We start from the raw sequence: 25011 nt of genomic DNA, 5'->3' as shown, positions 1-25011 counted from the left end.
GCCCTGCCGGACCATGGGACGGAGGTGAACCGATGACGGAAGTGCTCCTGCTGCTGGCGGCGATCCTGCTGTCCCTCGCCTGCGGCGCCTTCGTGGCCGCCGAGTTCTCGCTGACCACGGTCGAGCGCAGCGAGCTGGAGCGGGCGGTGGAGCGCGGTGAGCGCGGCGCGTCCGGCGCGCTCAAGGCCGTACGGAATCTCACCTTCCAGCTCTCCGGCGCCCAGCTCGGCATCACCGTCACCAACCTGGTGGTCGGCATGCTGGCCGAGCCGTCGATCGCCGCGCTGATCGCGGGGCCGCTGGAGTCGGCCGGGCTGTCGAGCGCGGCGTCCGGCTCGGTGGCGCTCGTCCTGGGGACGGCGCTGTCGACGGTGTTCCTGATGGTCGTCGGCGAGCTGGTGCCGAAGAACTGGGCGATCTCCTCGCCGCTGCCCGTGGCCAAGACCGTGGGCAACGCGCAACGGTGGTTCAGCGCCGCCTTCCGGCCGTTCATCGCCCATCTCAACAACACCGCCAACCATGTCGTGCGCCGCTTCGGCCTGGAGCCCACCGAGGAGCTGGCCGCCGCGCGCGGCCCCCAGGAGCTGGCCGCCCTGGCCCGCCACTCGGCCCGCGAGGGCGCGCTGGAGGCGGACACCGCCGAGCTGTTCGTGCGCACCCTGAACCTGGCGGACCTGACCGCGGAGAACGTGATGACCCCGCGCGTCCAGGTGATCTCCCTCGACGCCCTGGCGACCTGCGAGGACGTGGCGAACGCGACCCGGGCGACGGGCCTGTCCCGGTTCCCCGTCCACCGCGGCGGCCTCGACGCGGTCGTCGGCACCGCGCACATCAAGGACGCCCTGGCGATCCCCGCCGAGCGCCGGCTGCACGTGCCGGTCTCGGAGATCATGCGCGAGCCGCTCCTGGTGCCCGAGTCGCTGACCGTGGACCGGCTCCTCGACCGGCTGTCCGGCAAGCGGACGATGGCCGTGGTCATCGACGAGTACGGCGGCACGGCGGGTGTGGCGACGCTGGAGGACATCGTCGAGGAGGTCGTCGGCGAGGTCCGCGACGAGCACGACCCGCACGAGACGCCCGACCTGGCCCCCGCCGGCACCGACGACGCCGGCCGCGCGCTGTACTCGGCCGACGGCGCGGCCCGGATGGACCAGCTCGCGCGCGTGGGCCTGAACGTCCCCGAGGGGCCCTACGAGACGCTCGCCGGCCTCGTCGCCACCGAGCTGGGCCGGATACCGGCCGTCGGTGACGGCGTCGAGGTCGCGGGCTGGCGCATGGACGTGGTCGACGCGTCCGGCCGCCGTGCCGCGCGCGTGCTGCTGCACGCCCCGCTCGCCGAGGACCCCGTGGAAGGGGCGGACCAGTGACCGTCGTACAGCTTCTGATCGCCCTGGCGACGCTGGTCGTCAACGCGTTCTTCGTCGGCGCGGAGTTCGCGCTGATCTCCGTCCGCCGCGCCCAGATCGAGCCCTACGCCGAACAGGGCGACCGGCGCGCCACGAGCGTGCTGTGGGGACTGCGGCACGTGTCCTCGCTGATGGCGGCGGCACAGCTCGGCATCACGCTGTGCACGCTGGTCCTCGGTGTCGTCGCCGAACCGGCGATCGCGCATCTGCTGGAGCCGGTGTTCCACGCGGTGGGGGTGCCCGAGAGCGCGGGCCACGCCGTGTCCTTCGTGATCGCGCTGGTGCTGGCCACCTATCTGCACATGCTGCTCGGCGAGATGGTCCCCAAGAACATCGCGCTCGCGGAACCGGTGCGCACCGCACTGGTGCTCGGCCCGCCGCTCGTCACGCTGTCGCGGGCGCTGCGCCCGGTGATCTTCGCGATCAACGCGTTCGCCAACGGGCTGCTGAAGCTGCTGCGGATCGAGACCAAGGACGAGGTCACGGCGGCCTTCTCGGACGCCCAGCTCGCCCAGATCGTCAAGGACGCGGGCGAGGCGGGCCTGATCGACGACCGTGCCCGGGAGCGGCTGCACGACGCGCTGGAGCTGGGCAGCCGCCCGGTGCGGGACGTCGTACTGCCGCTGGAACGTGTCGTCTACGCGCGCGTGGGCGTGACGCCGGAGGAGCTGGAGGCGCTGGCCGCCGAGTCGGGGTTCTCGCGTTTCCCGGTGGTGGACGAGGGACGTCGGATCATCGGCTATCTGCATGTGAAGGACGCGCTGGACGCCTCGCCCCGGGACGAGCCGTTCCGGCTGCGGGACATGCGGCCCATCGCGCGGGTGCGGGAGGCGACCCCCCTCGACGACGTCCTCACCGCGATGCGCGGCAGCCGGACGCACCTGGCGGCGGTGCTCGGTGCGGACGGGCGGCTGGCCGGACTGGTGACGATGGAGGACGTGCTGCGGGAGCTGTTCGGGCAGCCGGTGTGAGACGGAGGCGCGTGAGTCCGCGTACCGGACAGGGGTGACCGACCGCTGGGTATGGGACTCGGGCTACCATCTGTGTCGCCATGCAGACGAACCCCACACACACCAGCCTGGTCGCGGTCGGCGACTCCTTCACCGAGGGCATGTCGGACCTGCTGCCCGACGGCTCCTACCGGGGCTGGGCCGATCTCCTGGCGGGCCGGATGGCGGCCCGCACCCCCGGCTTCCGGTACGCCAACCTGGCGGTGCGGGGCAAGCTGATCGGGCAGATCGTCGCGGAGCAGGTGGACGTGGCGGCGGCGATGAACGCCGACGTGATCACCCTGGTCGGCGGTCTGAACGACACCCTGCGCCCCAAGTGCGACATGGGCATGGTCAAGGGCCTGCTCACGGAGGCGGTGGAGCGGCTGGCCCCGTCCTGCAAGCAGCTCGTACTCATGCGCAGCCCCGGGCGCCAGGGTCCCGTCCTGGAGCGGTTCCGGCCGCGCATGGAGGAGCTGTTCGTCTGCGTCGACGAGCTGGCCGCCCGCCACGGCGCCCTGGTCGTCGACCTGTACGGCGCCCCCTCGCTCGCCGACCCGCGGCTGTGGGACGTCGACCGGCTGCACCTGACGCCGGAGGGGCACCGCCGGGTCGCCGAGGCCGTCTGGCAGACCCTCGGTTACGACCCCGAGGACACCGAGTGGCGCACGCCGATCCCGGCGACCGTGCCGCCCGGCTGGGCCGCCCGCCGGGTCGCCGACGCCCGTTTCGCCAGGCAGCACCTGCTGCCGTGGATCGGCCGCCGGCTGACCGGCCGTTCCTCCGGCGACGGCCGCCCGGCGAAGCGTCCCGAGCTGCTGCCGTACGAGGGACCCGCGTAGGACGCCGCAGGCCACCGCCGGCCCCGGCGGGCCGCACCCCTCGGGTGACGCCGGTCTCGTAGGATCCGCCGAACGGGACCGTGGCGCTGGCCTGCACGAATCGCCAGTAGAATCCGTACACGTGACTTCTGCGCCCGCCAAGCCCCGCATCCCGAACGTCCTCGCCGGACGGTACGCCTCCGCCGAGCTCGCCACGCTCTGGTCGCCCGAGCAGAAGGTGAAGCTGGAGCGTCAGCTCTGGCTCGCCGTGCTGCGGGCCCAGCAGGACCTCGGCATCGAGGTGCCGGACGCGGCGATCGCCGACTACGAGCGTGTCCTCGACACCGTCGACCTCGCGTCCATCGCCGAGCGCGAGAAGGTCACGCGGCACGACGTGAAGGCGCGGATCGAGGAGTTCAACGACCTCGCCGGGCACGAGCAGGTCCACAAGGGCATGACCTCCCGCGACCTCACGGAGAACGTCGAGCAGCTCCAGATCCGGCTCTCGCTGGAGCTGGTCCGCGACCGTACGGTGGCCGTGCTGGCGCGCCTCGGCAAGCTGGCCGGCGAGTACGGCGAGCTGGTCATGGCCGGCCGCTCGCACAACGTGGCCGCGCAGGCCACCACCCTCGGCAAGCGCTTCGCGACCGCCGCCGACGAGCTGCTCGTGGCCTACGGCCGGGTCGAGGAGCTGCTCGGCCGCTACCCGCTGCGCGGGATCAAGGGCCCGGTCGGGACGGCGCAGGACATGCTGGACCTGCTGGGCGGGGACGCGGGCAAGCTAGCGGAGCTGGAGGACCGGATCGCGGCCCACCTGGGCTTCTCGCAGGCGTTCACCTCCGTCGGGCAGGTCTACCCGCGCTCGCTGGACTACGAGGTCGTGACGGCCCTGGTGCAGCTCGCGTCCGCCCCCTCCTCGCTGGCGAAGACGATCCGGCTGATGGCCGGCCACGAGCTGGTGACCGAGGGCTTCAAGCCCGGCCAGGTCGGCTCCTCGGCGATGCCGCACAAGATGAACACCCGCTCCTGCGAGCGCGTCAACGGCCTCATGGTGATCCTGCGCGGCTACGCGTCGATGACCGGGGAGCTGGCGGGCGACCAGTGGAACGAGGGCGACGTGTCCTGCTCGGTGGTGCGCCGCGTGGCCCTGCCGGACGCGTTCTTCGCGCTGGACGGTCTGCTGGAGACGTTCCTGACGGTGCTCGACGAGTTCGGTGCCTTCCCGGCGGTCGTGGCCCGCGAGCTGGACCGGTATCTGCCGTTCCTCGCCACCACCAAGGTGCTGATGGGCGCGGTGCGCGCGGGCGTGGGCCGTGAGCTCGCCCACGAGGCGATCAAGGAGAACGCCGTCGCCTCCGCCCTCGCGATGCGTGAGCGCGGCGCCGAGCGCAACGAGCTGCTGGACAAGCTGGCCGCCGACGAGCGCCTTCCGCTGGACCGGGCGCAGCTCGACGCGCTGATGGCCGACAAGCTGTCCTTCACGGGCGCGGCGTCCGCGCAGGTGGCCACCCTGGTCGGGCGGATCGAGGAGATCGTGAAGCAGCGTCCGGAGGCGGCCGGTTACACCCCGGGGGCGATCCTCTGACCCGCTCGCCGCGCTTCACCCCGGCGCAGTTGGAGGCCGCCCGCGACCGTCTCGTACCGGACGTCGTCGCGGGCGGTCTGCGCGTGCTCTTCTGCGGGATCAACCCGGGGTTGATGACGGCCGCGACCGGTCACCACTTCGCCCGTCCGGGCAACCGGTTCTGGCCGGTGCTGCACCTGTCCGGTTTCACGCCGAGGCTGATGAAGCCGGCCGAGCAGGGGGAGCTGCCGGCGTACGGCCTCGGCATCACGAACGTGGTGGCGCGGGCGACCGCGCGGGCCGACGAGCTGAGCGCCGAGGAGTTCCGCGAGGGCGGGCGGCTGCTGGTGGCGAAGGTGACGCGGCTGGAGCCGCGCTGGCTGGCCGTGGTCGGCGTGACCGCCTACCGGGCCGCCTTCGACGACCGCAGGGCCTCGGTGGGGCCGCAGGAGCGGGTGATCGGGACGACGCGTGTGTGGGTGCTGCCGAATCCCAGCGGCCTCAACGCCCACTGGACGGCGGCGACGATGGCGGAGGAGTTCGCCCGGCTGCGGGTGGCGGCGGAGGACCGAGCGGCAGGGGACTGAGCGCCGGTCAGGGCGGGTCGGTCTCGGTGACGACGACGAGGAGCTCTATCTCGTCGTCGGGGTCGAGGTCGGCGACGCCCAGGGCGACCCAGCGGCCGTCTTCCGCGAGCTGCCAGAGGTACACGTCCGCCACCCGCAGGCTCAGTTCGGCCCAGGGCGCGGGTATCTCCTCGGTCGCGGTCCGCAGCCGTACCGTCTGCATGCCGATGTGGTGGGGCTCGCCCCATCGCTGCGCAAGTTCCCCGGCGAGGTCCTCCTTGTCCTCGTGGAACCGCTCCGCCTCCGCGACGCGCACCGCGGCGTCCGCCGCCCCGAGACCATGACTGGTCGCTAAGGCGGCGGTGCGGTCGCCGGGACCGGCGAGCAACGTCTCGATGTCCATGCCTCCAGTAAACCCGCCGCCACTGACAATTGGCGGCCCGTCAGTCCCGCCCGCGCTCAGGCGTCCCCGCGCCGCAGCCGCCGCGCGCCCGCCGTGACCGCGGCGCCCGTCCACAGAGCGGTCACCGCGAGCCCGCTCCACGGTCCGAGAACGACGAGTACGTGTACGAGGCGCTGCGGGCGGGCGCGGACGGGTTCCTGCTGAAGCGGGCCCGGTCCGCCGAGATCGTGCACGCGGTACGGCTGGTCGCGGAGGGCGAGTCGCCGCTGTTCCCGGCGTCGGTGCGGCGGCCGGCCGCCGAGTACGGCGGGGGCGGGCGGCGACCGTGCGGCCCGGGACACCCTGGAGCGGGCCCGGCTGACCGAGCGGGAGGCCGAGGTGCTGCGGCTGATGACGCGCGGGCCGTCCAACGCGGAGATCGCGCAGCGGCTCGTGGTGGGCACGGAGACGGTGAAGTCGCATGTGAGCGCGGTGCCGGCGAAGGTGGGGGCGCGCGACCGCACCCAGGCGGTGATCACGGCGTACGAATCGGGGTTCGTGGCGCCGGGTTGAGACGGTGTGTGAGGGCATCGGTACGGATTCCGCACTCGCCCGACTCGTCCCCGCCGAGTACGATCCGGCCAACACGCGCACGAGCTGGGAGGACGGACGGTGGGGCGGCTGACCGGCGGGGATCCCTCGCTGCTGCGCAGGATCAACTCCGCGGTGGTGCTGCACGCGCTGCGTGCCGTGGACTGCGCGACGCTCACGGAGATCACACGGGTGACCGGGTTGTCCCGGCCGACGGTCGAGGGGGTCGTCGAGGACCTCATCGAGGCGGGGCTCGTCGTGGAGAAGGCGGCCGACGAGAGTGTCGCCCGTCGGCAGGGGCGGCCCGCGCGGCGGTTCCGGTTCCGTGCCGAGGCAGGGCATCTGCTGGGCCTGGAGATCGGCCCGCACCGGGTGGCGGCGCTGCTGGCCGACCTGGACGGGCGGCTGCTGGGCTCGCAGGCCAAGGACGTCGACGAGACGGCGTCCGCGGACGAGCGGCTGGAGCGGCTGCGCACGGCGGTCGCCGAGCTGCTGCGCCGGGCGGGGGTGCCCCGTGACTCGCTGCGGGCGGTGGGGGTGGCCACCCCCGGCATCGTCGAGGCGGACGGGACCGTACGGCTGGGCACGGCGCTGCCGGAGTGGACCGGGCTGCGGCTGGGCGACCGGCTGAGCCGTTCCTTCAAGTGCCCGGTGCTGGTGGAGAACGACGCCAACGCGGCGGCCGTCGCCGAGCACTGGAAGGGCTCGGCCACCGAATCGGACGACGTCGTGTTCGTCCTGGCCGGGCTCAGTCCGGGCGCCGGGTCGCTGATCGGCGGGCGGCTGCACCGGGGGTACGGCGGGGCGGCCGGTGAGATCGGGGCGCTGCATCTGCTGGGCCGGGAGGTGACCCCGGAGACCCTGCTGTCCACGACGGGCGAGCCGCTGCATCCGCTGGACGAGCAGGCGGTGGCCAAGGTGTTCGCCCGGGCCCGTGAGGGCGACGAGCAGGCGCGGGCCGCCGTGGACCGGTTCATCCGGCGGCTCGTGCACGATGTGGCCGCTCTGGTCCTCGCGCTCGATCCGGAGCTGGTCGTCGTCGGCGGCTGGGCGGCCGGGATGGACGACGTACTGGAGCCGCTGCGGCGGGAGTTGGCGCGTTACTGTCTGCGGCCGCCGCGGGTGGCCCTGTCGATGCTGGGCGAGGCGGCGGTGGCGACGGGGGCCCTGCGGCTGGCGCTGGACCATGTCGAGGAGCAGCTCTTCGCGGTGGAGGGGACGGTGACGGCCCGCAGATGACGGGACGTCGGCGGTGAGACGCGTGGCGCCCCGGAGGAGTCCGGGGCGCGGGCTTCGGTCGTCAGGACGCCTGGCGTTGCGGACCGTGGTGTATCTCCACGCCGCCGGAGGCTCCGAACGTCAGGCGGCACGTGTCAGCGCGATACGTGGCGACGGAGAGGGCGGCGGTACGGCCCCTGGCGAAGAAGCGGGTGGTGACGACGAGGACGGGGGCGCCGGGCAGCCGGTCGAGTTCCCTGGCGTCGTCCGCGCGGGCCGAGCCCAGCTCCACGGCGCGGTCCTGGCCCTGGAGTTCCAGGTGCTGGAGTTCGCGCAGCACCGCCCGCGCGCGTGCCGCCTCGGACGGGGCACCGATGGCGGTCAGGTCGGGCACCGAGGCGGCCGGGACGTAGAGGAGTTCGGCGGCGACCGGCTGGCCGTGGGAGACACGCGAGCGGCGCACCACGTGCACGGCCTCCTCGCGCGGGGTCTCCAGGGCCGTGGCGACGGCGGCGGGCGGGATCTCGAGGACGCAGTCGACGCAGCTCCAGGCGTCGTCCCCGCCGCCGGGCCAGCCCTGCCGCTCCGAGCCGACGGCGACGCCCATCCGGGGCGGTGCGACGGTCGTGCCGACGCCGCGACGGCGCTGGAGCCGGCCCTCCAGTTCGAGCTGCTCCAGGGCCTGACGCAGCGTCGCGCGGGCGACACCGAAGCGGGCGGCCAGGTCGCGCTCGTTCGGAAGGATCTCGCCGACGGCGAACTCGGAGTCGAGCGCCTCGCTGAGCACGGTCTTGAGATGCCAGTACTTCGGTTCCGGTACCGATTCCAGTTGCGTGGTCCCCACCCTGTCCTCCGCAATCGCCGTGGTCCGGCGGCGTTTTTCGCGCCCTTGTTTATTAAAGGTTGTTGTACTTCTCTGCGACCATAGGGCGGCCCCCACCCTTGGTCAAGACCAATCCTCCGGGCGGAATCCGGGTTCCCGGCCCACAATGACCGAGTCGGCAGTGGGCCGGAAACGCCGGAAACATCCGGAAACGGGAGGTCGCATGCGGTACGGGGTGCTGGGCACCGGGCAGGTCGGTCGCACGCTCGGCGGGAAGCTGGTGGAACTGGGCCACGAGGTGACCCTGGGTTCGCGTACGCAGGACAACCCCGTGGGGCGGGAGTGGGCCGCGAGCGCGGGCGGAAGCGCCTTCGCGGGTACGTTCGCCGAGGCCGCCGCGGGCGCCGAGGTGGTCGTGAACGCGGTGCCGGGGCAGGTGGCGCTCGCCGCGCTGGAGGCGGCCGGAGCGGACAACCTCGCCGGGAAGGTCGTGGTGGACGTCTCCAATCCGCTGTCGTTCGAGGGCGGCGAGGTGCGGCTGTCCCCCGTGGAGTCGGACAGCGTGGGCGAGCAGATCCAGCGGGCGTTCCCGCACGCGCGCGTGGTGAAGTCGTTGAACACGGTCAACTGTGCGGTGATGGTCGATCCCGCGCGTGTGCCGGGCCGCCACCAGATCTTTGTGTGCGGCGCGGACGCGGATGCGAAGGCGCAGGTCACGGCGCTGCTCGGGGAGTTCGGCTGGCCGGCGGACCGGGTGCTCGACCTGGGCGGCATCCAGGCGGCGCGGAGTGTGGAGATGTGGCTGCCGCTGTGGCTGAACCTCATGCGCCACTTCGGGCACGCGGACTTCAACCTGGAACTGCACACCCCCCGTTGACCCCCGCCGAGGCCGCGTCACCCTTGAGGGCTACCCGTCGGTAGCAATTGCTGACAAGCTGTCTACGCGTCCGCCGGTCCGTCCAGACGAGGAGCTCCCCCATGCCCGTCACCGTCTCCTTCCCGGTCACCACCCCCGGTGGCCCGCAGCCGGTCACCGTCTCCTACGAGCGGGTGGGCCGCGGTGAACCCCTCCTGCTGCTGCACGGGATCGGCCATCACCGGCAGGCCTGGGACCCGGTGGTGGACATCCTCGCCGCCGAGCGGGACGTCATCGCCGTGGACCTCCCGGGCTTCGGCGTCTCCCCGGCGCTGCCGGACGGGCTCGCCTACGACCTGCCCACCACGACCTCCGTGTTCGCGGCCTTCTGCGAGTCCCTGGAACTCGAACGGCCGCATGTCGCGGGTAATTCGCTCGGCGGTCTGCTCGCCCTGGAACTCGGCCGGGAGAAGCTCGTACGGTCCGTCACCGCGCTGTCCCCCGCCGGATTCTGGTCGGAGGCCGAACGCCGGTACGCCTTCGGTGTCCTGCTCACCATGCGGCACATCTCCCGCCGGCTGCCGCTGCCCCTGGTCGAGCGACTGTCCCGTACGGCGGCCGGGCGCACGGCCCTGACCAGCACCATCTACGCCCGTCCGGGCCGGCGCGCCCCCGAGGCCGTGGTCGCCGAGACGCTCGCGCTGGCCCAGGCCACCGGCTTCGACCAGACGCTGCGGGCGGGCACCACCGTCCAGTTCACCGACGACATCCCCGGTATCCCGGTCACCGTCGGCTGGGGCACCCGCGACTGGCTCCTCGTGCGCCGTCAGGGTGTCCGCGCCAAGCAGATCATCCCGGCCGCCCGTCTGGTCCGCCTCCCCGGCTGCGGCCACTGCCCGATGAACGACGACCCGGCGCTGGTCGCCCGGGTGATCCTGGACGGGAGCCGCTGAGCCGTCCCCGGGTGAGGCGGTGGGCGGCCGGGGGACGCCGTACGGCCGATGAGGGGAGCACCCGCGGGGCGGGAGCGGGTCGACTCGGCGAGGGACACGGGCAGTTGTTCACTTGGGGTTTCCGTGTGCGCTGCGGTGCCCCAGTAGGTGTGACGGTGCACATCGGCCGGATCCCGACCCTGGAGGCCCTCCCGTGTCACACCTTCCCCTGCCCGGGCGCCGAAGCGTCCTGCGCGGTTCGCTGGCCGCGTCCGCGGCCCTGACCCTGCCCGTCGCGGCCGGCGCGGCGCCGGCGCTGGCCCTGTCCGGGCGCCCCCGGGCCGACTGGGGCGTGCAGGCCGGGGATGTGACCGCGGACTCCGGTCTGGTGTGGGTGCGTTCCGACCGTCCGGCACGGATGATCGTCGAGACGGCGGCCACCGAGTCGTTCCGGCACGCCCGGCGCTGGTACGGCCCGCTGCTCGGCGCCGGTACGGACTTCACCGGCACGACGCGGCTGCACGGCCTGCCCGCCGGCGAGCAGATCCACTACCGCGTGCTGCCGGCCGACCCGGACGACCCCCGCCGCACCGGGGAACCGGTCACCGGCACCTTCCGCACGGTGCCCGCCGGCCGTCGGCGCGGAGTGCGCTTCCTGTGGTCCGGCGATCTGGCCGGCCAGGGCTGGGGCATCAACCCGGAACTCGGCGGCTACCGCATCTACGACGCGATGGCCAGGCTCGACCCGGACTTCTTCGTCTGCTCCGGCGACAACATCTACGCCGACGGCCCGCTCACCGCCACCCAGGCGCTGCCCGACGGCTCCCTGTGGCGCAACGTCGTCACCGAGGAGAAGTCCAAGGTGGCCGAGACCCTCGCGGAGTTCCGCGGCAACTTCCGCTACAACCTGCTGGACGAGAATCTGCGCCGGTTCAACGCCCAGGTGCCCTCGGTCATCCAGTGGGACGACCACGAGGTCCGCAACAACTGGTACCCGGGCGAGGTGATCGCCGCCTCCGACACCCGGTACACCGAGAAGAGCGTCGACGTCCTCGCCTCGCGGGCCCGGCGGGCGTTCAGCGAGTACTTCCCGATCTCCACGCTCCGGGCGGGCCGCACACAGGGCCGTGTCCACCGGGTGCTGCGGCACGGACCGCTGCTCGACGTGTTCGTACTGGACATGCGGACGTACCGCAACGCCAACTCGCCCGACGACCAGACGGTGGACCCGCAGGGCATCCTCGGCCGGGAGCAGCTGGAGTGGCTCAAGCGCGAGCTGTCCCGCTCGCGCGCGGTGTGGAAGGTGATCGCCGCCGACATGCCGATCGGGCTCGTCGTGCCGGACACCACCGAGGGCCGGGCCGACATCGAGGCCGTGGCGCAGGGCGACCCGGGCGCGCCGCTCGGCCGTGAGCTGCAGATCGCCGAGCTGCTGCGGTTCGTCAAGCACCGGCGGATCACCGGCACCGTGTGGCTGACGGCCGACGTGCACCACACCTCGGCCCAGCACTACCAGCCCTCGCGGGCCGCGTTCACCGACTTCGAGCCGTTCTGGGAGTTCGTCTCCGGCCCGCTCAACGCGGGCGCCTTCCCGGCCAACGCGCTCGACGGCACGTTCGGTCCGGAGCGGGTGTTCGTGAAGGCCCCGACGGCGTCCAACGTGTCCCCGGCGGGCGGTTACCAGTTCTTCGGCGAGGTCGACATCGACGGCGACAGCGGGGAGCTGACGGTCCGGCTGCGCGAGCAGGACGGCACCGTGCTGTTCACCCAGGTGCTGCAGCCGGGGCGCGTGGGGCAGTGACGTCGGACAAGGAACCGTATAAGAATTAACAGAATAATTAACTGAAGAATCAACAAAACAGGCATTAGCGGCCTTTACCCGACAGTCACAAACAGTTCGTGATCACGCAACACCGTTCCTTCACAGTGGCTGCATGACTCGAAACCTGTCCGACGTGAAAATCGCCGCTCTCTCCGCCCTCTCCGCGTACTGCAAGGCGGCCTGGAGGACACGCCGCCACGAAGACCCGCCGCCCACGAGCGATACCGGTGCCCGGCCGTCCTCCCCGGAGGAGCAGGCCGGGCCCGGCGCCGTCGGCGCGCAGAGCACCCTGTGGCGGATGCGGACGACGGTCAGGGACACCCCGGGATCCCTGGCCGCGCTGTGCTCGGCGCTGGCCGGGCACCGGGTGGACATCCTGAGCCTGCAGACGCATCCGCTGGGCGAGGACACCGTCGACGAGTTCCTGCTGCGCGCCCCGGCCGCGCTGGCCTCGGCCGACCTCACCCACGCCGTCGCCGCCGCGGGCGGCAAGCGCACCTGGATCGAGCGGGCCGACGCCCACGACCTGGTGGACGCGCCGACCCGGGTCCTCGGTCTCGCCACCCGCACGGCCCTCGACGCGGCGGAACTGCCGCTGGCGCTGCGGCAGCTCCTCGGCCGGTGCACGATCCGCTCACTGCCCGCCACCCCCGTCGGCGGCGGCCGGGCAGCGGCCGACGTGCCCGTCGAAGGGGTGCTGGAGGACACCGTGATGCGCCTGCGGGCGCCGGAAGGCGGAGTGATCACCGTGGAGCGGCCGTATCTGCCGTTCACCCCGACCGAGTTCGCCCGCGCGCGTGCCCTGGTCGAGCTGGACGCCCGGCTCGGTCCGCGGATCCCCCGCGGCCAGGACGTGCTGACGCTGCCCGAGGGCAACGACATCACCGTGCGCCGCGCCGACACCGGGGACCTGGAGGCGGCCCGGGCGATGCACGAGCGGTGCTCGGCGCGGACGCTCGGCATGCGGTACCACGGGCCCGTGGGGGACGCCGACCGCTATCTCAACCACCTGCTCAGCCCCCGGTACGGCCGCACCCTCGCGGTGTGGACGCCCTCCGGGCGGATCGTCGGGCTGGGGCACCTCCTGTGGGACGGTGACGAGACGGAGGTCGCGCTGCTCGTCGAGGACGAGTGGCAGGGGCGTGGGATCGGCCGTGAACTGCTCGATCGGCTGGTCGCCATGGCCGTCGAGGCCGGGTGCGACAGCGTGTACGCCGTGACGCAGTCCTCCAACACCGGGATGGTGGCCGCGATGCGGGGGCTCGGGCTGCCGCTCGACTACCAGATCGAGGAGGGGACCCTGGTGATCACGGCCGGGCTGGACTCCGTCGGGGTGGCGGAGTCGTTGTCCCGTTCCGGTGAGCCGGGGAACGCCTGAGCGTCGCCCCTGACGGGGGTGCGCAAGCGCCCCCCAGAGCGCTGTCCAGGTCGTTCCAGAGATCCTCCGTGTCCTCCAGGCCCACCGACAGGCGCAGCAGGCGGTCGTTCACACCTGCTCCCCTGCGGTCGTCCGCGTCGACGATGCGGTGGCTGATGGACGCCGGGTGCTGGATGAGGGTGTCCACGCTGCCCAGGCTGACCGCCGGGGTGATCAGACGGACCGCCGCGATCACCTCGTGCGGATCGCCGTGGACCTCGAAGGCGATCATCGCGCCGCCCAGACGCGGGTAGTGGACACGGGCCACGCGCGGGTCGGCGGTGAGCCGGCGGGCCAGTTCGGCGGCGGTCGCGGAGGCGGCGCGGACCCGGACCGGGAGGGTCGACAGGCCCCGGAGCAGGAGATAGCCGGCGAGCGGGTGCAGGACCCCGCCGGTGGCGAACCGTATCTGCCGCAGCAGCCCCGCGAACTCCTCGTCGCAGGCGACCACACCCGCCAGGACGTCACCGTGTCCGCCGAGGTACTTGGTGGCGCTGTGCAGGACGAACCGGGCGCCGTGCTCGGCGGGGCGCTGGAGCACGGGGGTGGCGAAGGTGTTGTCGGCGAGCAGCGGGACCGAACCGCAGGAATGGGCGACGGCCCGCAGATCGACTTCGGCGAGGGTCGGGTTGGCCGGTGACTCCACCATCACCAGTCCGGTGTCGGGGCGCAGGGCGTCGGCGATGCCGGCCGGGTCCGTCCAGGTGACCTCCGAGCCGAGCAGTCCTGCGGTCAGCAGGTGGTCGCTGCAGCCGTAGAGGGGGCATACGGCGACGACATGACGCAGGCCGAGGGAGGCGCGGGCGAGCAGGACCGCGCTCAGGGCGGCCATCCCGCTGGCGAAGGCGACCGCGCTCCCGGTGCCCTCCAGACGGGCGAGGGCGGTCTCGAAGCGGGCGACCGTGGGATTGCCCAGCCGTCCGTAGACCGGCGGGCCCTCCGGCTCGGCGCCCGTCGCGGCGAAGGCGTCGATGCGGGCCGCCTCGGCGCGGCTGTCGTAGGAGGGGTAGGTGGTGGACAGGTCGATCGGCGGGGCGTGCAGGCCCTGCCGGGCCAGGTCGTCCCGTCCGGCGTGCACGGCCTCGGTGGCCAGTGCCCGGGGTGCCGGGGACGTACGTACGTCGTCGTACGCGTGCGCGTGCGTGCTCGCTGCGGCTGAGTCCATGGACCGCAGAGTGAACAACGCACGGGTCACAGGAATCGAACACCGTGCTACGTTCGGCCGATGGCCGAATCTGTCGTACTGGACCCGGTGGATCTGCAGCTCCTGCGACTGCTGCAGAACGACGCCCGGACCACCTACCGCGACCTCGCGGCGCAGGTCGGGGTCGCGCCGTCGACGTGCCTGGACCGGGTGACGCGGCTGCGCCGCTCGGGCGTGATCCTCGGGCATGAGCTGCGGCTGGATCCGGCCAAGCTCGGGCGGGGGCTGCAGGCGCTGCTGTCGGTGCAGGTCAGACCGCATCGGCGGGAGCTCGTGGGCCCGTTCGTGGAGCGGATCCGGGCGCTGCCGGAGGCGCTGACGGTCTTCCATCTGACCGGTCCCGACGACTACCTGGTGCATGTGGCGGTCGCCGACATGGCGGACCTCCAGCGGCTGGTCCTCGACGAGTTCACCGCCCGGCACGAGGTGGCCCGGGTGGAGACCCGGCTGATCTTCCAGCAGTGGGACTGCGGACCGCTGCTCCCGCCGGGCGAGGACGCCGGGCGGCCGGTTCGAACACCGTGACGTGCCCCGGCCCGCACCCCGCGGCGGTCCGGCTCAAACCCCTCGGCACCGTCCTACGCCCACAGCTCAAACGCCGTGACGTGCGCTTCCCTCCGTACGAGGATGGTGTGCATGTCACAGACCAACAACCCGCTTCCCCGTGCGGTCGCCGACGCCTACGTCGACGGCCTCATCGCCCTCGACCCGGTCACCGGCACCTTCCTAGGAGTGGCGGAGAGTTCGAGCCGTCTGCCCGACTACTCGCCCGCGGGCCTCGAGGCGCGGGCGCGGCTGGCCCGGGACACCCTCGCGGAGCTCGCCGAGGCGGAGCGCCGGCCGGGCGCGGACAGTGACATCGAGCGCCGGTGCGCGCGGCTCCTGCGCGAGCGGCTGACCGCGGAACTGGCCGTGCACGAGGCCGAGGAAGGGCTGCGGACGGTCGGCAACCTGGGCATGCCCGCGCACCAGGTGCGCGAGGTGTTCGCCGTGACGCCGAACAGGACCGACGAGGACTGGACGGCGATCGCCGAACGGCTGCGCGCGGTGCCGACGGCCCTCGCCGGCTACCGCGAGTCCCTGGCGCTCGGCCTCGAACGCAAGCTGTACGGGGCGCCGCGCCCGACCGCCACGTTCATCGGCCAGCTCACCGAGTGGTCGGACACGGACGGCGCCGGCCGCGGCTGGTTCGAGGATTTCGTCGCCACCGGAACCGAGTCGCTGCCGGACGCGCTGCGCGCCGAGCTGGACGAGGCGTCCCGTACCGCGACGGCGGCGGTCGTGGAGCTGCGGGACTGGATGCGCGACGTGTACGCGCCGGCCGTGGAGGGCGCGCCGAACACGGTCGGCCGCGAGCGGTACGCGCGCTGGTCGCGCTACTACAACGGCACCGACCTCGATCTGGACGAGGCGTACGCCTACGGCTGGGCGGAGTACCACCGGCTCCTCGGCGAGATGAAGAAGGAGGCCGAGCGGATCCTGCCGGGCGCGGCCACGCCCTGGGTGGCCCTCGCTCACCTCGACGAGCACGGCAAGCACATCGAGGGCGTCGACGAGGTCCGCGACTGGCTGCAGGGCCTGATGGACCAGGCGATCGAGGCGCTGGACGGCACCCACTTCGAACTCGCCGACCGGGTACGGCGGGTGGAGTCGCGGATCGCCCCGGCCGGCAGCGCCGCCGCCCCCTACTACACGCCCCCGTCGGAGGACTTCGCACGGCCGGGCCGCACCTGGCTGCCGACGATGGGCCAGACCCGCTTCCCGGTGTACGACCTGGTCTCCACCTGGTACCACGAGGGCGTCCCCGGCCATCACCTCCAGCTCGCGCAGTGGGCGCACGTCGCCGCCGACCTCTCCCGGTACCAGGCCGTCGTCGGCATGGTCAGCGCCAACGCCGAGGGCTGGGCGCTGTACGCGGAGCGCCTGATGGACGAGCTGGGCTTCCTCACCGACCCCGAGCACCGGCTCGGCTATCTGGACGCGCAGATGATGCGGGCGGTGCGGGTCATCGTGGACATCGGTATGCACCTGGAGCTGGAGATCCCGGCGGATTCGCCGTTCCACCCGGGCGAGCGCTGGACGCCCGAGCTGGCGCAGGAGTTCTTCGGGGCGCACAGCAGCCGGCCGGCGGACTTCGTGGAGAGCGAGCTGACCCGCTATCTGACCATCCCGGGCCAGGCGATCGGCTACAAGCTCGGTGAGCGGGCGTGGCTGCTGGGCCGGGAGAAGGCGCGCGAACGCCGGGGCGAGGCCTTCGACCTCAAGTCCTGGCACATGGCGGCCCTCTCCCAGGGGTCGTTGGGGCTGGACGACCTGGTGGACGAGCTGGCGCGCCTCTGACCCGGCGGACGGGAGCGGGCCCCGGGAAATTCGCTGTCCCCGGGGCCCGCCCGTACGCCACCCTCGTCTCCCATGACGATCACCCGGACCCTTTTCCTCTCCCCGCGCGTCACCGCCACCGGCCACGCCCTCGCGGACGCGGCACGGCGACGCGGGGCGCACGTGGAGACGCTGCGGGACTGGCGGGTGCCGGAGCGGTACCGGGGCGCCCCGGATGCCTCGCTGTACGCCGGTCCGCTGTTCGCGGACGCGGTCGCGCGGGAGCTGGGCGTCGGGCTGCTGGAGGCACCGACGGACTGGCTGGCCCGGCTGCCGTACGAACTCACCCTGCGGGACGTGGAGTTCACCACGATCGCCGAGGCGTGGACGCTGCGGCGACCGGCGTTCGTCAAGCCGCCGAACGACAAGAGCTTCCCGGCCCGGGTCTACCCGGACGGCAGTGGACTGCCCGGGGCGGACGCGGTCGACGGCACGGAACCGGTCCTGGTCAGCGACATCGTCGCGTTCGCCGTGGAGTACCGGCTGTTCCTGCTGGACGGCGAGGTGCGCACGGGCAGCCGGTACGCGACCCGGGGCGCCCTGGACGTCGCCCCGCTGGCCAAGGACCCGCGCCGCGCCGAGGTGCTGGACTTCGCCGGGCGGATGACAGCGGCCGCGGGGACGGGGCTGCCGAGCGCGATCGTGGTGGACGTGGGCCTGATCGACGGGTCGGGCTGGGCGGTCGTGGAGGCCAACGCCGCCTGGGCCAGCGGGCATTACGCGTGCGACGCGGACGCCGCACTGGACGTGGTCCTGCGGGCGGCCCGCCCCGAGGCGGAGTTCGAGACGCCGGACCGCGGTTTCCTGCGGCCGGTCCCGGACGTCGTACGCGACTGAGCGCCGAGTCGGCGGTCAGCAGCCGCAGTTCGCCGCGTCCACCGGTGCCGTGAGCGGGTCGGCGTCGCGCTCCTCGCGGCCCTGCCAGGTCTCGTAGGCGAAGCCCTCGCGGGCCCAGTACTCGAAGCCGCCGAGCATCTCCTTGACGCGGTAGCCGCGTTCGGCGAGCGCGAGGGCGGCGCGGGTGGCGCCGTTGCAGCCGGGCCCCCAGCAGTACGTCACGACCGGCACGTTCCTGTCGAGGAGCCGCTCGGCCTGTTCGGGGATGAGAGCGGTCGGCAGGTGCACGGCGCCGGGGATGTGGCCCTGGTCCCAGGCCTCGGTGGAGCGGGAGTCCAGGACGACGAACCCGGGGTCACCGCCGGCGGCGAGCGCGGCGGCCACGTCGGAGACGTCGGCGTGGAAGGCGAGCGAGGCGCGGAAGTGGGCGGCGGCCTCGGCCGGGGTGGCGGGGGCGACGCGGAGGACGGGGTTCACGGTGTCGGTCGTCATGACCGGAAATCTACGGCTCCGGACCGCCCCGCTGAAGTGGGGATCCCCGGGACTTCCCTTGCTCCGCCCGGGATTCCCCTGCTATTCATCGGACATGACCGCGTATTCCCCGGACGCCACCGACTGGCGCATCCTCGAGGTCCTCCAGCGGGACGGCCGGGCCAGCTACGCCGAGCTGGCGCGGGCCGTCGCCATGTCGCCCAGCGCCGTCACCGAGCGGGTGCGGCGGCTGGAGGAGGCGGGGGTGATCCAGGGGTACGCGGCCGTCGTGGACCCGGAGCGGCTGGGGCTGCCGATCCTGGCGTTCGTCCGGCTGCGCTACCCCAACGGCAACTACAAGCCGTTCCACGACCTGGTGGCCGTGACGCCCGAGATCCTGGAGGCGCACCACGTCACGGGCGACGACTGCTTCGTCATCAAGGTCACCGCCCGTTCGATGCGGCATCTGGAGGAGGTGTCGGGGAAGATCGGCGCGCTCGGGTCGGTCACGACCAGCGTCGTCTACTCCTCCCCGCTCCCCCGGCGCCCGCTCGGCCGGTAGCCCCGCTGGCGCACCACCGAACCGGATCGTCCCTTCACCACCTCGAGCTGGGCGTGGACGCGCCGGCGCAGGTCGGCGACATGGCTGACGATGCCGACGCTGCGGTCGCGTTCGCGCAGGGAGTCCAGGACGTCGAGGACCTCGTCGAGGGTCTGGTCGTCGAGGCTGCCGAAGCCCTCGTCGATGAAGAGGGTGTCGAGCCGCACCCCGCCCGCCTCGTCGGTCACCACGTCGGCGAGGCCCAGCGCGAGGGCGAGGGAGGCGAAGAAGGTCTCGCCGCCGGAGAGCGTGGCGGTGTCCCGCTCCCGGCCGGTCCAGGCGTCGACGACACGCAGCCCGAGCCCGCTGCGGCCGCGTCCGGCCCGGTCGTCGGAGTGGACGAGGGTGTAGCGCCCGGCCGACATCCGCTGCAGACGGGCGGTCGCGGCGGCGGCCACCTGTTCCAGGCGGGCCGCGAGGACGTACGCCTCCAGGCGCATCTTGCGCTCGTTGTCGGCCGAGGTGCCGGCGGTCAGACCGGCCATGCGGGCCACCCGGTCGTACTCCTCGCGCAGGGGCGCGAGCCGCCGTACGCCCTCGGCGGTGCGGGCGGAGAGCCGGTCGAGTTCCGTGCAGCGCCGTGCGGCCGCGTCGCGTGCGGAGGCGGCGTCGCGCAGGCGCCGGGCGGCGAGGGCCGCCGTGTCCTGGGCCGTCGCGAGGTCGGCGGGCGGCTGCTGGGCGGCGGCCGCGGTGTCGGCCTCGGCGAGCACCGCGCGCACCGTGGCCTCCTCCGACTGCCGTGCGTCCAGGCGCCGTTGGAGCTCACGGTGGGCTGCGGGGTCGAGGAGGGCGTCGGCGGCGGCCTGCGGGGTGTCGAAACCGGCCCGGAACGCGGCGTCGGCGAGCCGGGCGTCGGCGTCCTTGAGCCGCTGCGCGGTGTCCTCGGCGGCCCGCGCGGCGTCCGCGGCGTCGGTGAGCAGCGCGACCCGCCGCTCCAACTGGGCGGCCCGGTCGGCCACACTGTCGGCCGTGCCCCGCGCCTGCGCCAACTCCGCTTCCAGGGTGGCCCGTTCGCGGTCGAGGGCGTCCCGTCGCGCGACCCGGGAGGCGGAGCGCACGGCGGCCTCCTGCTGGGCGGAGACGCGCCGGTCGCGTTCCTGCTCGGCCTGGCGCAGCCGCTCGTGCGCGGTGTGCAGCGTCGAGGCGCCGCTCCGGGCCCGGGTGTACTCCCGCTCCAACGTGTCGGCCACCGCGGCGAGTTCCTCGGTGGAGGAGTCACCGGCCTCGCCCGCGGCGGTGGCCAGCTCCCGCTCGACGAGGCTCAGCCGCTGTGCGGCCTCGGCGCGCTCCTCGTCGGCCCGCTGGAACACGGCCAGCGCCTGTTCCTCGGTCTCCCGGCCGACGTGCCCGGCGTCCTTGCGCGCGGGTGCCGGGTGGTCGACGGCGCCGCAGACCGCGCAGGGTTCGCCGGCGGAGAGCCGCGCGGCGAGTTCGGCGGCGATGCCGTTCAGCCGCCGCTCCTTGACGTCCAGCCACGCGGCGCGGGCCCGCTGGGCGTGTTCGGTGGCGGTGAGCAGGTGCCGACGGGCGTCGTCCGCGTCCCGGACGAGCCGGTCCCTCCGGCGGGCGGCGGCGAGCCGCTCACGGGCGGGTTCCCGCTGCACCGCGAGCCGTTCGGCGCGGGTGGCGGCCTCCTGGGCGGACTCGACGGCGCCGAGGAGGCCGGTACGGGTCTCCTCCCAGCCGGCCAGCCAGGACTCCGCCTCCTGGAGGACGTCCGCGTCGGCCCGCTCCTGCCGGTCCAGCCCGGTGCGCTCCGCGAGGAGGTCGGCCAGCCGCCGCTCGGCCCGCCGGGCCGACTCCAGACCCCCGAGCTCCTCGGCCGCGCGACGCGCGGCGGCGGCGAGCCCGGCACCACTCGCTTCCGCGAGCCCGGCACCACTCGCCTCCGCGAGCCCGGCACCACTCGCCTCCGCGAGCCCGGCACCACTCGCCTCCGCGAGCCCGACACCACTCGCCTCCGCGAGCCCGACACTGCCTCCGGCCTCGCGTCCGGCACTGCTTCCGCCGTCACGCCCGCCGCTGTGCCCGCCGTCGAGCCCGCCGCTGTGCCCGCCGTCGAGCCCGCCGCCGTGTCCGGCATCGCGCCCGCCACTGCCTCCACCGTCACGACCGCCGCCGCTATGCCCGCCGTCGCGCCCGCCGTCGCTATGCCCGCCGTCGCGCCCGCCGCTGTGCCCGCGGTCGAGCCCGCCGCCGTGTCCGGCATCGCGCCCGCCACTGCCTCCACCGTCACGCCCGCCGCCGTCTCCGCCGTCGAGTCCGCCCTCGTGGCCGGCGTGATCGACGACGGCCGTGCGCAGCAGCGCACGCGCGTGGGCCTCCGCCCGGGCCGCCGCCCGGTGTTCCGTCTCGGCGGCCTCGCGCAGTTCCAGGGCGGGGGCGACCGCCTCGGCCTTGCGGGACCGCTCCATGCGCACCTGGTCCTCGCGGTGGGCCCCGGCGCGCTCCTCCAGCCGCTCGGCACGTTCCCGTGCCTCGGCGAAACGCCGCTGCAGACGGGCGAGTTCCCGTGCGTCGGTCAGCGCGCGCTCGGCGCTCGCCTGGGCGGACTCGGCGGCGGCGAGCCCGCAGCGGGCGATCGTCAGCTGCTCACGGGCGGTGCTGCGGGCCACGGCGGCGGCGCCGGCGACCGCCTCGGCGAGGCCCGGCTCGCCCGGTTGCAGCTCGGGCAGCTCCATCGCGTCCCCGGCGGCCTGCTGCATGCGGTGGGCGTCGGCGACCAGCTCGGCGTCGCCCTCCCGTACGCGGGCCTCCGCCTCCCTGCGTCGCTCGGCGAGCCGCTTCTCCACGTCGGCGAACCGCCGGGTGTCGAAGAGCCGGCCCAGCAGCCGGCCGCGTGCCTCGGCGTCGGCGCGCAGGAACCGCGCGAAGTCGCCCTGGGGCAACAGCACGACCTGGCAGAACTGCTCCCGGCTCATGCCGAGGAGCTGGGTGATCTCCTCGCCGATCTCCTGGTGGGAGCGGCTGAGGTCCTTCCAGACGGCGCCGACGGGGTCGTACTCGCGCAGCCAGGTCTGGGCCTTCTCGACGGTCGTGCCCGTGCCGCGTTTCTTGGCCCGCTCGTGGGGTGGCTGCCGGGTGATCTCCAACCGGCGTCCGGCGACGGTGAGTTCCAGGGTGACCTCGGTGCGGACGCCGGGGGCCGCGTGGTCGCTGCGCAGGGTGAGTCCCTGCCCCTGGACGGTCTGGCGGGCGCCCGGGACGGAGCCGTAGAGCGCGTAGCAGACGGCGTCGAGGACGGAGGTCTTGCCCGCGCCGGTCGGCCCGTGCAGCAGGAAGAGCCCGGCGGCGGACAGGTCGTCGAAGTCGACGCTCTGGGCGCCGCCGAAGGGGCCGAAGGCGGTCAGGTCGAGCCAGTGCAGCCTCACCGCGCCACCTCCCGCACCACGTCGTCCGCGCGGACCGCGTCGAAGGCGTCCCGCAGCACATCCCGTTCACGGGCGTCGGGTCCGGCCCCGCGCACATGGGCGACGAAGTCCTCGGCGATCTCCTGGTCGCTGCGGCCGGAGAGGCGCCGGGCGTACGACACGTCCGGGTCGTCCGGGGCCCGCTCGGGGGCGAAGACGAGGCTGAGGGTGTGCGGGAAGCGCGCGGTGAGCCGGGCCATGGGTTCGGCGGGGCGGACGGCGTCGGTGAGGGTCGCCTCGACCCAGGCGTCCTCGTGCCGGGTGAGCGCGGGGTCGGCGAGCAGCTCCTCCAGGGTGCCGGAGATCCGGGCCAGTGCGCGCGGCACCGGGCAGTCGATCCGCTCCGCGGTGACGGCGCCGTCCGCGTCGAGGTCCACCAGCCACATGGTCTTGCGGTGGTCGGTCTCGGAGAAGGAGTACGGCAGCGGGGAGCCGGAGTAGCGGACGCGCTCGGTGAGGGTCTGGCAGCCGTGCAGATGGCCCAGCGCCACGTAGTCGACGCCGTCGAAGACACCGGCGGGGACGGAGGCGACCCCGCCGACGGTGATGTCCCGTTCGCTGTCGCTCGGTTCGCCGCCGGTGACGAAGGCATGGGCGAGGACGACGGACCGGGTGCCCGGCGCTCGGGTGGCGAGGTCGGCGCGGACCCGGTCCATGGCGGCGGCGAGGACGGACTCGTGGCCGGCCTTCTCCACGGCGAACTCGTCCTTCACCAGGGCGGGTTCGAGGTAGGGCAGACCGTAGAAGGCGACGTCTCCGTGGGCGTCGGCGAGCATGACGGGGGTGCCGGCCGCGGCGGGGGCGGTGCGCAGATGGATGCCGGCCCGCCCGATCAGCCCGGCGCCGACGCCGAGCCGGCGGGCCGAGTCGTGGTTGCCGGAGATCATCACCGTCGGCACCCCGAGGTCGGCGAGACGGTGCAGGGCGTCGTCGAAGAGCTCGACGGCGGCGAGCGGCGGCACCGCGCGGTCGTAGACGTCCCCCGACACGACCACCGCGTCGACCGCGCGTTCCCGCACGGTCGCGACGAGGCTGCCGATGAACGCGGACTGGGCCTCCAGCATGTTCACGCGGTGGAACGACCGGCCGAGATGCCAGTCGGACGTGTGCAGCACTCTCAAGAAACCGCTCCGACGTACAGAAACCGACCGTGAACACCGACCACGCTAACGCCTTCGGCACCCGACCCCTCACCCACAGCACTCTTTTGTCCGTATACGACAGTGAATCGCCATAAACATTCCGACTCTGCCTCGGTCATGGCGCGACCGACGGCAAAACCGTTGGACAACTCCCCTGCCCCTGGCGATCGTTGGGGGAATGGATCAGGAGCAGATCTGGGACGCGGACACCGCACGCCGCTACGACACCCCCGGCACCGGGATGTTCGCGCCCGAGGTGCTCGGGCCGGCCGTGGACCGGCTGGCCGCGCTCGCGGACGGCGGGGCGGCGCTGGAGTTCGCGATCGGCACCGGGCGGGTGGCCGTCCCGCTCGCCGCGCGCGGGGTGCCGGTGACCGGCATCGAGCTGTCCCGCCCGATGATCGAGCAGTTGCGGACGAAGGCGGACGAAACATCGATCCCCGTGATCGTCGGCGACATGGCGACAGCCCGGGCGCCGGGCACGTACGCGCTCGTCTATCTGGTCTTCAACACGATCTCCAACCTGCTCACGCAAGAAGAGCAGGTCGCGTGCTTCCGCAACGCCGCCCGGCATCTGGCGCCCGGCGGGCGGTTCGTGATCGAGCTGTGGGTGCCCGAACTGCGCAGGCTGCCGCCGGGGACGCCGGCGACGGTGTGGCGCTCCGAGCCCGGGTACATCGGCCTGGACACCTACGACGTGCTGCGCCAGCACGTCGTCTCGCACCACTTCACGTTCGCCGAGGAGGGCCGCGAGGCCCGGCTGGAGCGCAGCCCGCACCGCTACGTCTGGCCCGCCGAGCTCGACCTCATGGCCGAGCTGGCCGGGTTCGAGCGCGAGAGCCGGCACGCGGACTGGTCGGGGGCCGAGTTCACCGCCGAGTCCCGCTCCCATGTGTCGGTCTACCGGCTCCCCGCCTAGGCGGAGCCGTCAGGCGTCCCCGTACGCCTCGCCGCCCAGCTCCAGCAGCGCCGTCCCGGCCGTCGTGTCGGCGAGCCAGGCACGGAAGGCGTCCACGTCGGCGTCCGGGAGGCCGATCTCGATCGTGACGGCCTCGCCGTAGCGGACGTCCCGGACCTCGCGGCCGGTGGCGCGCAGGTCGTTCTGGACCTTGCCCGCGCGCTGGTGGTCGACGGTGACGGTGGCGAGGCGGAAGCGGCGGCGGGTGAGGGTGCCGAGGGCGTCGAGCGCCTCGCCGACCGCACCGCCGTAGGCCCGGATCAGGCCCCCGGCGCCGAGCTTGACGCCGCCGTAGTAGCGGGTGACGACGGCGACGACGTACCGCATGTCACGCCGCAGCAGCATCTGGAGCATCGGGACGCCCGCGGTGCCGCCGGGTTCGCCGTCGTCGCTCGCCTTCTGGACGGCGGCGTCGGCGCCGATGACGTAGGCCCAGCAGTTGTGGGTGGCGTCGGCGTGCTCCTTGCGCACGGACGCGATGAACTCCTGGGCCTCCCGCTCGGTCGCCGCCGGAGCGAGGGCGCACAGGAAGCGGGAGCGGTTGACCTCGGTCTCGTGCACGCCCTCCCGGGCGACCGTGCGGTACTCGTCCTGCATCCGGCCACCCTATGCGCTCCCCGAG

At 73.5% G+C, this 25011-nt stretch carries 22 protein-coding genes and 1 pseudogene; 16 read left to right on the top strand and 7 right to left on the bottom strand.

Annotated elements, in window-relative coordinates; all coding sequences use genetic code 11:
- Positions 1-32 precede the first annotated feature (32 nt).
- From OG852_RS40515 to mug, 5 genes are all read left to right on the top strand, one after another.
- Positions 33-1367 carry a hemolysin family protein gene (locus OG852_RS40515; RefSeq protein ID WP_133915253.1) on the top strand — a complete coding sequence of 445 codons (1335 nt, stop codon included), beginning with the start codon at positions 33-35 and terminating at the stop codon, positions 1365-1367.
- A complete protein-coding gene (locus OG852_RS40510) occupies positions 1364-2377 on the top strand; it encodes a hemolysin family protein (RefSeq protein WP_133915254.1) in 1014 nt (337 codons plus the stop codon). Before OG852_RS40515 ends, OG852_RS40510 begins: the two co-directional genes overlap by 4 nt.
- Before the next feature lie 80 nt (positions 2378-2457).
- The gene (locus tag OG852_RS40505) at positions 2458-3237 is read left to right on the top strand and encodes an SGNH/GDSL hydrolase family protein (RefSeq protein ID WP_330350477.1); all 780 of its coding nucleotides are present in this window, start codon (positions 2458-2460) and stop codon (positions 3235-3237) included.
- Between the two features lie 121 nt (positions 3238-3358).
- Positions 3359-4801 carry an adenylosuccinate lyase gene (gene purB, locus OG852_RS40500; RefSeq protein ID WP_330350476.1) on the top strand — a complete coding sequence of 481 codons (1443 nt, stop codon included), beginning with the start codon at positions 3359-3361 and terminating at the stop codon, positions 4799-4801.
- A gap of 29 nt (positions 4802-4830) precedes the next feature.
- Positions 4831-5367 carry a G/U mismatch-specific DNA glycosylase gene (mug, locus tag OG852_RS40495; RefSeq protein ID WP_330350475.1) on the top strand — a complete coding sequence of 179 codons (537 nt, stop codon included), beginning with the start codon at positions 4831-4833 and terminating at the stop codon, positions 5365-5367.
- A 7-nt stretch (positions 5368-5374) separates the two neighbouring features.
- Here mug and OG852_RS40490 read toward each other — a convergent pair whose 3' ends face one another.
- Complete coding sequence (locus OG852_RS40490) at positions 5375-5749, bottom strand: hypothetical protein (protein WP_133915258.1); 375 nt, start codon at positions 5747-5749, stop codon at positions 5375-5377.
- A 146-nt stretch (positions 5750-5895) separates the two neighbouring features.
- On the opposite strand from OG852_RS40490, the pseudogene OG852_RS40485 reads away from it, so the two are divergent.
- A pseudogene (locus OG852_RS40485) lies at positions 5896-6301 on the top strand (response regulator transcription factor); the annotation flags it as partial.
- Between the two features lie 99 nt (positions 6302-6400).
- Positions 6401-7558, top strand: coding sequence for an ROK family transcriptional regulator (locus OG852_RS40480; protein ID WP_133915259.1), 1158 nt, complete (start codon positions 6401-6403; stop codon positions 7556-7558).
- 61 nt (positions 7559-7619) lie between these two features.
- Here OG852_RS40480 and OG852_RS40475 read toward each other — a convergent pair whose 3' ends face one another.
- Positions 7620-8381 (bottom strand): GntR family transcriptional regulator, encoded by a 762-nt coding sequence (locus OG852_RS40475; RefSeq protein WP_330350474.1) that lies wholly within the window; start codon positions 8379-8381, stop codon positions 7620-7622.
- Positions 8382-8583: 202 nt separating this feature from the next.
- Between OG852_RS40475 and OG852_RS40470 the strand changes: the two genes are divergently transcribed.
- From OG852_RS40470 to OG852_RS40455, 4 genes are all read left to right on the top strand, one after another.
- The gene (locus OG852_RS40470; RefSeq protein ID WP_133915261.1) at positions 8584-9237 is read left to right on the top strand and encodes an NADPH-dependent F420 reductase; all 654 of its coding nucleotides are present in this window, start codon (positions 8584-8586) and stop codon (positions 9235-9237) included.
- Positions 9238-9338: 101 nt separating this feature from the next.
- Entirely contained in the window at positions 9339-10169 is an 831-nt protein-coding gene (locus OG852_RS40465) for an alpha/beta fold hydrolase (protein ID WP_330350473.1), read from the top strand.
- Positions 10170-10362: 193 nt separating this feature from the next.
- A complete protein-coding gene (locus OG852_RS40460; protein WP_330350472.1) occupies positions 10363-11949 on the top strand; it encodes an alkaline phosphatase D family protein in 1587 nt (528 codons plus the stop codon).
- A 133-nt stretch (positions 11950-12082) separates the two neighbouring features.
- The gene (locus OG852_RS40455) at positions 12083-13348 is read left to right on the top strand and encodes a GNAT family N-acetyltransferase (RefSeq protein WP_133915264.1); all 1266 of its coding nucleotides are present in this window, start codon (positions 12083-12085) and stop codon (positions 13346-13348) included.
- On the opposite strand, the gene OG852_RS40450 is transcribed toward OG852_RS40455, so the two are convergent.
- Positions 13278-14552: a trans-sulfuration enzyme family protein gene (locus tag OG852_RS40450; RefSeq protein WP_330350471.1), complete on the bottom strand. Its 1275-nt coding sequence runs from the start codon at positions 14550-14552 to the stop codon at positions 13278-13280. The two genes, OG852_RS40455 and OG852_RS40450, sit on opposite strands and share 71 nt — an antisense overlap.
- Positions 14553-14612: 60 nt before the next feature.
- Between OG852_RS40450 and OG852_RS40445 the strand changes: the two genes are divergently transcribed.
- From OG852_RS40445 to OG852_RS40435, 3 genes are all read left to right on the top strand, one after another.
- Positions 14613-15116, top strand: a complete 504-nt coding sequence (locus OG852_RS40445; protein WP_330350470.1) for an Lrp/AsnC family transcriptional regulator — start codon at positions 14613-14615, stop codon at positions 15114-15116.
- Between the two features lie 111 nt (positions 15117-15227).
- A complete protein-coding gene (locus OG852_RS40440; protein WP_133915267.1) occupies positions 15228-16931 on the top strand; it encodes a DUF885 domain-containing protein in 1704 nt (567 codons plus the stop codon).
- Between the two features lie 72 nt (positions 16932-17003).
- Positions 17004-17807 carry an ATP-grasp domain-containing protein gene (locus OG852_RS40435; protein ID WP_330350469.1) on the top strand — a complete coding sequence of 268 codons (804 nt, stop codon included), beginning with the start codon at positions 17004-17006 and terminating at the stop codon, positions 17805-17807.
- Positions 17808-17822: 15 nt separating this feature from the next.
- Here OG852_RS40435 and OG852_RS40430 read toward each other — a convergent pair whose 3' ends face one another.
- Positions 17823-18299, bottom strand: coding sequence for a rhodanese-like domain-containing protein (locus tag OG852_RS40430; protein WP_330350468.1), 477 nt, complete (start codon positions 18297-18299; stop codon positions 17823-17825).
- A gap of 94 nt (positions 18300-18393) precedes the next feature.
- Here OG852_RS40430 and OG852_RS40425 point away from each other — a divergent pair, with 94 nt between their 5' ends.
- On the top strand, positions 18394-18840 hold the full coding sequence (locus OG852_RS40425; RefSeq protein ID WP_330350467.1) for an Lrp/AsnC family transcriptional regulator: 447 nt from the start codon (positions 18394-18396) through the stop codon (positions 18838-18840).
- Here OG852_RS40425 and OG852_RS40420 read toward each other — a convergent pair.
- Positions 18801-22250, bottom strand: coding sequence for an AAA family ATPase (locus tag OG852_RS40420; RefSeq protein WP_330350466.1), 3450 nt, complete (start codon positions 22248-22250; stop codon positions 18801-18803). The two genes, OG852_RS40425 and OG852_RS40420, sit on opposite strands and share 40 nt — an antisense overlap.
- The gene (locus tag OG852_RS40415; RefSeq protein WP_133915272.1) at positions 22247-23410 is read right to left on the bottom strand and encodes an exonuclease SbcCD subunit D; all 1164 of its coding nucleotides are present in this window, start codon (positions 23408-23410) and stop codon (positions 22247-22249) included. Before OG852_RS40415 ends, OG852_RS40420 begins: the two co-directional genes overlap by 4 nt.
- Before the next feature lie 199 nt (positions 23411-23609).
- On the opposite strand from OG852_RS40415, the gene OG852_RS40410 reads away from it, so the two are divergent.
- Complete coding sequence (locus tag OG852_RS40410) at positions 23610-24350, top strand: class I SAM-dependent methyltransferase (protein WP_330350465.1); 741 nt, start codon at positions 23610-23612, stop codon at positions 24348-24350.
- 9 nt (positions 24351-24359) lie between these two features.
- Here the strand turns inward: OG852_RS40410 and OG852_RS40405 are convergent, their stop codons facing one another.
- Positions 24360-24986 carry a YigZ family protein gene (locus OG852_RS40405; RefSeq protein ID WP_133915274.1) on the bottom strand — a complete coding sequence of 209 codons (627 nt, stop codon included), beginning with the start codon at positions 24984-24986 and terminating at the stop codon, positions 24360-24362.
- Positions 24987-25011: the final 25 nt, after the last annotated feature.

This window comes from Streptomyces sp. NBC_00582, assembly GCF_036345155.1.
Classification (GTDB): domain Bacteria; phylum Actinomycetota; class Actinomycetes; order Streptomycetales; family Streptomycetaceae; genus Streptomyces.
The sequence above is the reverse complement of the archived record's forward strand: the minus strand, read 5'-3'. Positions and strand labels throughout refer to the sequence as shown.